General features: G+C 35.5%; 7 protein-coding genes. 5 read left to right on the top strand and 2 right to left on the bottom strand.

Annotated features, from left to right (window positions below; genetic code table 11):
- Positions 1-2,918: PKD domain-containing protein (locus ACJAZK_RS14235; RefSeq protein WP_415224603.1), on the bottom strand; the 2,918-nt coding region annotated here is incomplete at its 3' end.
- A gap of 29 nt (positions 2,919-2,947) precedes the next feature.
- On the bottom strand, positions 2,948-3,409 hold the full coding sequence (locus ACJAZK_RS14230) for a hypothetical protein (RefSeq protein ID WP_415224602.1): 462 nt from the start codon (positions 3,407-3,409) through the stop codon (positions 2,948-2,950).
- A 225-nt stretch (positions 3,410-3,634) separates the two neighbouring features.
- On the opposite strand from ACJAZK_RS14230, the gene folE reads away from it, so the two are divergent.
- The 5 genes from folE (at position 3,635) to ACJAZK_RS14205 (ending at position 8,485) form a co-directional block, all read left to right on the top strand.
- A complete protein-coding gene (gene folE / locus ACJAZK_RS14225) occupies positions 3,635-4,312 on the top strand; it encodes a GTP cyclohydrolase I FolE (RefSeq protein WP_415224601.1) in 678 nt (225 codons plus the stop codon).
- A 90-nt stretch (positions 4,313-4,402) separates the two neighbouring features.
- Positions 4,403-5,884, top strand: coding sequence for a cysteine--tRNA ligase (cysS, locus tag ACJAZK_RS14220; protein WP_415224600.1), 1,482 nt, complete (start codon positions 4,403-4,405; stop codon positions 5,882-5,884).
- A gap of 312 nt (positions 5,885-6,196) precedes the next feature.
- Positions 6,197-6,433, top strand: a complete 237-nt coding sequence (gene yidD / locus ACJAZK_RS14215; protein WP_415224599.1) for a membrane protein insertion efficiency factor YidD — start codon at positions 6,197-6,199, stop codon at positions 6,431-6,433.
- Positions 6,434-7,145: 712 nt separating this feature from the next.
- On the top strand, positions 7,146-7,979 hold the full coding sequence (gene lgt / locus ACJAZK_RS14210; protein WP_415224598.1) for a prolipoprotein diacylglyceryl transferase: 834 nt from the start codon (positions 7,146-7,148) through the stop codon (positions 7,977-7,979).
- 2 nt (positions 7,980-7,981) lie between these two features.
- Positions 7,982-8,485 carry a DUF192 domain-containing protein gene (locus ACJAZK_RS14205; RefSeq protein WP_415224597.1) on the top strand — a complete coding sequence of 168 codons (504 nt, stop codon included), beginning with the start codon at positions 7,982-7,984 and terminating at the stop codon, positions 8,483-8,485.
- Positions 8,486-9,015: the final 530 nt, after the last annotated feature.

Raw genomic sequence — 9,015 nt, 5'->3', positions numbered from 1 at the left:
CCTGTACAATTTGGCGTAAATGTGAATGAGGCATCTTCCGAAGAAAAAACCGTTACTGTCTCACTTGTAGTTTCCGCACAAGGTCCTCCTGTAGTATATTCTACTGTATAGTTTGTTCCTGAAACTCCTGTAACTAATCCTGTAGCAGTATCTATCGTTGCACCATCAGTAGGAACTGGATTAAAAGCAAAAGCACCTCCTACATCTCCCGCAATAACTGTTGTAGCTCCTGCGCAAGTCGCTGTTAGAGTAAAACTAGCGTCTTCAAATGGTAAAGCTGTTACTGACTGATTAGCTATAGCTGGACATGCGCCCCCTACTGAGTAATCTACTGAGTAGGTAGCCCCTTGAATTCCGTTTGTTATCGTTCCTGTAGTGGGATCTATTATAGCCCCATCTGTTGGGATTGGATTAAACGAAAATACGCCTCCATTATCTCCTGTAATTGCAGCGGTTGCTCCATCACATGTTGGTATTAGAGAAAAAGATGCATTATTAGAAGAAAGCACAGTAAACGTTTGTGTCGTTCCTGGACTACAAGCATCAGCAAATTCATAAATTACATTATATGTTGTATTTGAAACTCCATTAGTTACAGTCCCTGTAACCGAATCTATAACTGCACCATCCGTAGGTTGTGGGTCTTCAAAAGTAAATACACCTCCAGTATCTCCGGTGATAGTCGCTATTGCTCCATCACATGTTGGTGTCATCGTAAAAGTAGTATCAAATACAGCTCCAACAGTAATAATTTCAGTATCGTCAACAATAACTGTACAAAGATTTCCAGGAATAGTATATTCAACACCATCAATCCAAAGTTGACCTTCAATTCTCTCAAATGTCAATGAATTAGTCGAAGCGCCAGTAGTGAAAACGATATATTCTAAAACATCTTCTGATCCAGTACTATAATTTAAATTGGCTACACCATCTGAAATGATCATATCTCCAGTAATATTATTTCTGGCTAAGCTTATAATTATATCTGTTCCAATTGGCACATTATTTTCTAATGTTAATGTTAGTAAAGGTTCCGCAGAAGTTATTCTCGCACAATTTGTACCACTAGCAGCAGTACCGGCAGGATCAATTGGACCAAGGGCGTTAGCTGTGTCAAAACCACCGATGGCTGTTAGTGCATTGCCGATGACATCTGGCGTTCCAAGAGAAACATCAATAAGATTTAAGGTTTGATCTGCTGTTGGCGCGGTAATAGTTACTATTGCATTACCTGTTCCATCCAATACCACGGTTTGTACCGCTCCTCCGTTAATGGTATAGGTTACAGAAGCATTCGCTGTTCCAGTAATATTGAAAACCGCATCATCTCCATCGCAAATAGTTGCAACTGTTGCTGACCCATCCGCAGTAATATCTTCTGCCATATCGATACAAACTTCTTGTGTGTACTCACATCCAAAATCGTCAGTAACTCTATACGTATAACAATATGTACCTGCTGTTAAAGGTGCTACAGTAATTGTAGATCCTGTAATGTTCGTAATTGAAGGATCTGTATCCCAACCTTCAGAAGTTATTACAGGAGTAAACGACAGCTCTGGTGGTTGAATATTTGGATCGAAATTTAATCCCCAAGAAAATATATATCCATTATCTATTCCAATATTATCAACAATCTCGATACACCAATCTCCATTTAAAGGGCTACCAATTAAGGCATTAAAAGACTCTACTGGTAAATAGGTTCCTGGTGCCCAAGAGTTATTAGGTGGATTTGAACCTGCAATAACAGTATTTGCATTTTCTAGCAACGTTGTTGCAGACATGGAGAAGCAATAATCTGCACCTACTCCTGGTACATTATTATCCAAATTATCAGCACCTCCAAAATAAATACCGCCTCCTGCTTGTGTAAATAAATCTGCCTCTTGACCGTTTGGAGATATAATTCTAATATCTAAATCTCCAGAATAAGAATGCTCCATATTAACACAGATATCAATAAGTTGATTAACATCTGTTAATACTTGATCTGACTCAAAACAATCTACAGTAATACATGTTGTATAGACTGCGCCAGAACCATCAGGTAAAAATGTAGTTCCACTTACAGGTGGCGTACAATCGTTTGCAAAAAGTGTGGGCGTAACAACACCATCAATCGTTGTTGTTTCTCCAAAGCATAAATCTGTATTTGCAGCACCAGTCCCCGAAAAACTCGGTTCTGTGGCTACTTGAATAACTTGATTTATTAAATTCGTATTAGCACATCCCAAAGGATCTGAATCTGTATTCGCATCTCTTATGTTTAAGTTTACAATGTAAACACCAGGTATTGCATAGGAAAAAGTTGCTGTTTGGCCTGCAGCTGTATTACCATCGCCTAAATCCCATTCGTAATTGGCTCCTGCTCCGTCAAATTCAAAAACACCACTTCCTGTTAACGTAACATCTTCATTAGGGCACACTCTAATATATCCATCTCCATTTGGAGCAGGTACAGCAGAATCTAATTGAGACACTACCGTTTGACATGGTGTAAAACATGATATGTCTGCTGCCCAACCTGTGGTTGTTCCTGCAGCATCCGACACAAATTGGATGGTTAAACAACCAGACCCATTATCATCTGTCGCCGTAACTGTTCCTGGTGAATTTGCGCCATCAGCTACATTAAAAACAGGTGCTGCTACACTATCACCATTATAAATCGTCATCACATCTGATCCCAGTTGTGTACTAAATTCTGTAAATATTAATCGTACTAATTGCCCTGGATTATCAGGACAAATTGTTATTACTAAATCTTCATTGCTTGAGTATGCTCCTCCTACTCCACCAGAATCATAGAATGTTCCCGAACAACCGGTAACTGTACCATTTTGCATGAGAATATCTTGAGCGTAGGTATTAAGAGAAAATAATGTAAAAATTATGAGTAATGCCTTTTTCATAGCTTATAGTATAAATGGATAATTAAATTTTATTTGTATTGAGATTCGATAATGATAAAGTAGTTGGTATTATCCACTCTATACATCTGCGTTCCGCGGGAATAAAAATTAAATAAATACTTTAATGGATTAAAATTTTGAGGATTAAAATTAGCGTCACGTTGCAAATCAGAAACGTAGTAATTCATTAAAGGCACCTCTGATAATAAAGTACACTCTTTTTGATCACTAGGATTAGGAATATTTTTAATCTCAACTCTGTTTCGAAGAATGTTTTTAATATCCTTTAAACGTTGTGGTTTATCTAATATATTTTCATGAGCTGTAGAACTATAAACCTCTGTAATCAATCCTAATTCTGAACTCATTAAAGGCGCACTCACGTTAGCATTATAATGGATTGTTTTTTGTTTTCTTGATTGCGAAAATAGTGAAGTAGACACTAATAATGTAAAGATTAATATTAGAGGGAACAGAAATTTTGGATTCATGGTTGTTTTGTTTTTTTAAGAAGCGGAATTTAAGAAAATTTTAATAAATAAACTGTTAAATCGGATATCATGTAAGCTCATTCCGATTATAGACATATAACATGTTAAATTTAAAAAACCCTACCCTACTCTCTTTTTTTTTATTGTTTATCTTTGCATCCTCCTTTAGAAAAAGGAATGATTATTTTAATTAAAAAGAATTTAAAGATCTACGAAGTATAACAAATGAAAATAGAAAAAGATATTCAAGACTATGACGCTATTGGAGATGACCATGTTGGATCATCATCTGAAACGCCCTTACGACATGACGCTTTTAAACTAACGTCATCTGAAAAAATTAATATTATAAAAGAGGATGTTAAACACATTATGGAAACATTAGGACTTGACTTGGCAGATGATAGCCTTAAAGGGACACCAAACAGAGTTGCAAAAATGTTTGTAAACGAGATATTTGGCGGACTTGATCCTGATAAAAAACCAAAAGCTTCTACATTTGATAATAAATACAAGTATGGAGAAATGCTCGTTGAAAAGAATATTACGGTCTATTCAACTTGCGAGCATCACTTACTGCCAATTGTTGGAAAAGCTCACATTGCTTATATTTCTAACGGTACCGTCGTTGGGCTCTCAAAAATGAATAGAATCGTTGATTATTTTGCAAAGCGTCCACAAGTGCAAGAACGCCTTACAATTCAAGTCGTTAAAGAACTTCAAAAGGTTTTAAATACTGAAGATGTAGCCTGCATAATCGATGCAAAACATTTGTGTGTTAATTCTAGAGGCATAAGAGATGTCGCGAGTAGTACCATAACTTCAGAATTTGGAGGTGTTTTTAAAAGCAAAGAAACCAAACGAGAATTCTTAGATTATGTAAGCCTCGATACTGCGTTTTAAGCTTTCTTTCTTTCGAAGAAAAAAATAAAATGTTAGCTTTGACTACTATAATATAGTTCAACACGAATAGAAATTTAAACACCTAGCACTATGCACTTGTACGAAGAGCAGACCATTCAAATTTATAATACTCTTAGCGGAAATAAAGAGGTCTTCACACCTATTGAAAACGGCTATGTAGGCATGTATGTTTGCGGACCAACGGTGTATAGTAATGTGCACTTAGGAAATGTAAGGACGTTTATGTCTTTTGACATGGTGTTTCGTTATTTAAAGCATTTAGGCTTTAAAGTACGCTATGTTAGAAATATTACAGATGCAGGACATTTAGAAAATGATGCCGATGTTGGTGAAGATAAAATCACTAAGAAAGCACGTTTAGAAAAAATTGAGCCTATGGAAGTTGTTCAACGCTACACTGTTGATTTTCATAATATCTTAAATACTTTTAATTTCTTACCACCAAGCATAGAACCTACTGCTACTGGTCACATTATAGAGCAAATTGAGCTTATTAAAACGATTATAGAAAATGGTTTTGGATACGTTGTTAATGGCTCTGTTTATTTTGATGTGCATAAGTTTAATGAGACTAATAACTACGGAATTTTAAGCAAGCGCAAACTCGAAGACCTTATCCATAATACAAGAGCTCTTGATGGTCAAAGTGATAAGAAGAATCCACAAGATTTTGCATTATGGAAACGTGCCGAACCACAACATATCATGCGTTGGCCTTCGCCTTGGAGTGATGGTTTTCCTGGCTGGCATTTAGAATGTACAGCGATGAGTACAAAATATCTTGGTGATAATTTTGATATTCATGGTGGCGGAATGGATTTAAAATTCCCACATCATGAATGTGAAATCGCACAAAGTGAAGCTGCTAAGGGCAAAGCACCTGTAAACTACTGGATGCATGCTAATATGTTGCAATTAAATGGGCAACGCATGTCAAAATCTACAGGGAATATTATTAATCCTGCGGAATTAATTTCGGGAAACAACGCTATTATGTCTAAAGCATTTGGTCCTAGCGTAATTCGGTTTTTTAACGCGCAGTCGTCTTACCGAAGTGTTTTAGATTTAACTAATGATGGATTATTGGCTAGTGAAAAAGGATTCTATAGATTAATGGATGCTGTTAATCTTCTGGAGGTTTTAAAAGCTGGTGACGCATCAACATTTGATATTAAACAATGGCGTCAAAACTGTTACGATGCGATGAATGACGATTTCAATTCACCAATACTAATTGCACATTTATTTGAAGCTTCTAAACAAATCAATCAAATAAATTCTGGTGTTGCTTCATTGACTTCGGAAGATTTAGAACTACTTAAAAGAACGATGTTAGAATTCACTTATGATGTTTTAGGGTTAGAAAACTCTAGTAAAGTAAATACTGGAACCGACAAATTACAAGGCGCTGTAGAATTATTAATCCAACTAAGACAAGATGCAAGAGCTAATAAAGATTTTGCGATGTCAGATAAGATTCGTGATGAATTAGCGGCAAAAGGCATCCAATTGAATGATGGGAAGGACGGGACAACGTTCTCGACTAATTAAATATAAAGTTGTTGTGTTGTTGTGTTGTGGCTAACTAACTGAAATGGTGCTTTGATTTAAAAATTAGATACATTTAGAATTCACTCTAAATCCACAAGCATGCACGTTTATTCATTTGAAAAAATAGAAATCTGGAAAGAGGCTATTCAATTAATTATATCAAAAGAGCTTAATTTTATTTCAGAAGAAAGCTTAATGAATTCAATAAAAGACATAGGATCAATAACTAATAAAATAAATAGTCTTCGAAACCATTTTCTAAAGTAAGCGTAGAACAACTCTACAAAAAACAACTCAACAATACACTTTTAATTGAAGAAATTTCTAACATATCCTTTTCTCCTATTGATTAAAGTTTACCAAGCGGTAATCTCCCCTCTAACACCTGCGACATGCAGATTTCAACCTACATGTTCTCACTATACAAAAGAAGCATTAGAAAAACACGGACTTTGGAAAGGAGGAAAATTAGCAATCAGAAGAATTTTTAGTTGTCATCCTTGGGGAAGATCAGGCTATGATCCTGTTCCAGAAAAGGATGACAACTAAAAACTTGCCAACGCGCAAGCTCGCCTGTTCGCTAAAAATGTACACCGTACATTTTCGTTTGCGCTCCATCGCCTTGGGGAAGATCAGGCTATGATCCTGTTCCAGAAAAGGATGACAACTAAAAACTTGCCAACGCGCAAGCTCGCCTGTTCGCTAAAAATGTACACCGTACATTTTCGTTTGCGCTCCATCGCCTTGGGGAAGATCAGGCTATGATCCTGTTCCAGAAAAGGATGACAACTAAAAACTTGCCAACGCGCAAACCCGCCTGTTCGCTAAAAATGTACACCGTACATTTTCGTTTGCGCTCCATCACCTTGGGGAAGATCAGGCTACGACCCTGTTCCAGAAAAGGATGACAACCAAAAGCTTGCCAATGCGCAAGCTCGCCTGTTCGCTAAAAATGTACACCATACATTTTCGTTTGCGCTCCATCGCCTTGGGGAAAATCAGGCTATGACACTGTTCCTGAGAAAGCAGACTAAAAATATCTTGACAACAACTATAGTTTTGTAAACTCCTTTTAACATTTTCTTCTACCTCCAAAACATTCATTTTGTACTCTAATTTAATTTAGTTTTATAAACGTAGTGCGCTATATTGAGAAAATATAATTTCATTACAGCACAAAAGCAATATTTTTAGGTTTAAAACAAAAAGTCAAGATGAGTTCATTCAATAATATTATCTTTATCCCATAAAATAAAATTCTATGCTTGCTATTGATATGGTTTGGGATCCTTCAAAAGGATTAGATTTAGGTTTTTTCACCTTACATTATTACAGTGTGATGTGGATCGTCGCGTTTCTCCTTGGGTTACAAATCATGAAACGCATCTACAAGCATGAAGGTCAAAGCAATGAGTCTTTAGATTCTTTATTCATCTATGCTGTTCTTGGAATTATGCTAGGCGCTCGATTGGGTCACGTTATTTTTTACCAACCAGAACTTATAAGCGAAGACTTTTTTAGCATCTTTTTACCTTTTAAATTTAAAGGTGGTTTTGAATTCACAGGTTTTCAAGGACTAGCAAGTCACGGTGCAGCCATCGCCATGATTATCTCGATGTACCTATATAATAAAAAGGTATTACATAAAACGGTGCTTTGGATTCTAGATCGTGTCGTGATACCTGTAGCCTCTGGAGCTGTATTTGTGAGATTAGGAAATTTTATAAATTCTGAAATTATTGGTAAACCAACAGGAAGCGATTTTGGTGTGACCTTTAAACAATTACCAATAGTAGAACAAGTGCCAAGGCATCCTGCTCAATTATATGAAGCGGGTAGTTATATTTTTGTGTTTTTAATCTTGTGGTATTTCTATTGGAAAACTAAAAAGAGTGAGCAACAAGGTTTCTTATTTGGGTTATTTTTAGTTTTACTATGGTCAGTTAGATTTTTCGTTGAATTTGTAAAAGAACCTCAAGGTGACGAATATTTCATCTTATTTGGACTTAACACAGGTCAATTACTAAGTGTTCCGTTTGTTTTAATAGGTCTTTATTTTATGTTTGTTTACAAGGCTAGAACAAAATTGAGCTAATCATGAAACGTTTTGCATTTAAGGTTTTTATTTTTTCATTCTTCGGAAGCGTTGCCTTGCAACTCTGGTCATGTAAAGAGGAACAGAAATATTCAGAAGTAAAACAAGTGGAAGTCACATTTAAAAAAGAAGGTGAACTCCAACTTAAAAAAGCGATTACAGATTCTTTATTAACATCTCTAGATATTGAAATTGCAGATGATGAATACTCAACTCAAACGGGCTTGATGTATCGTTCTAGCATGGATAATAATCAAGGTATGCTATTCATTTTTCCAGATACAAACAATCGTTCATTCTACATGAAAAATACCCAAATACCATTAGACATTATATTTATTTCTGAGAATAAGACTATTGTGAGCATTCAAAAAAATGCAGAACCTATGAATGAAACGTCTTTACCATCTGAAGCTCCTGCAAAATATGTGCTTGAAGTTAATGCTGGATTGAGTGATACATGGAGTTTGGAAAAAGGGGATATTATAGAATTCTCAATAAATTAGTATTAATGCTTCAAACAACACTTCTTCTAACCGTCTGTAGCGATTAAAACTTAGCAAACCTTTTTGACCACTTAAATAGTTAAAGTTGCTATTATTAAATAGGATACCATACCAAGGATTAAATTAACCCATCCGTAGTACTTATCCCTAATTCTGGAAGCCTTCTAATTTCTAAATTTCCGTTTCGGAAATAGTTCACTGCAGACAAGTATATTGAAAAAACTGTTGTAGCCATTTCAAATCCTAGAGAAAAAGTAGAATCACAATATTATCTTTTTATTTTTTGACTAGCTTATTACGATTCTACACCTTATAATATTAGAAGAGGACCTTAAGAAACAAAACAACAAACATTTTGTGCACTACAATACCTTTTGTATCTCTATATAGATACAAAAGAGCTTACTTATTGCAGTGTATTTACTTTTCTTACATATTGAACCAACTTCGCAGTTCGATGATTAAGACCATTCTATTGATTAAATTATTCTAAGGCTCCAAAACAAGCTCATTTCCGAAGAAAAGAAAAC

The sequence above is a fragment of the Psychroserpens sp. genome (genome assembly GCF_047633235.1).
In the GTDB taxonomy this organism is placed as follows: Bacteria; Bacteroidota; Bacteroidia; order Flavobacteriales; family Flavobacteriaceae; genus Psychroserpens.
This window is presented reverse-complemented; position numbering and strand designations above follow the sequence as displayed.

What these genes read in the sequence shown, in the direction of transcription:
- ACJAZK_RS14230 (WP_415224602.1), bottom strand. Translation starts at nt 3,409, where the DNA reads ATGAATCCAAAATTTCTGTTCCCTCTAATATTAATCTTTACATTATTA.
- folE (WP_415224601.1), top strand. Translation starts at nt 3,635, where the DNA reads ATGAAAATAGAAAAAGATATTCAAGACTATGACGCTATTGGAGATGAC.
- cysS (WP_415224600.1), top strand. Translation starts at nt 4,403, where the DNA reads ATGCACTTGTACGAAGAGCAGACCATTCAAATTTATAATACTCTTAGC.
- lgt (WP_415224598.1), top strand. Translation starts at nt 7,146, where the DNA reads ATGCTTGCTATTGATATGGTTTGGGATCCTTCAAAAGGATTAGATTTA.
- ACJAZK_RS14205 (WP_415224597.1), top strand. Translation starts at nt 7,982, where the DNA reads ATGAAACGTTTTGCATTTAAGGTTTTTATTTTTTCATTCTTCGGAAGC.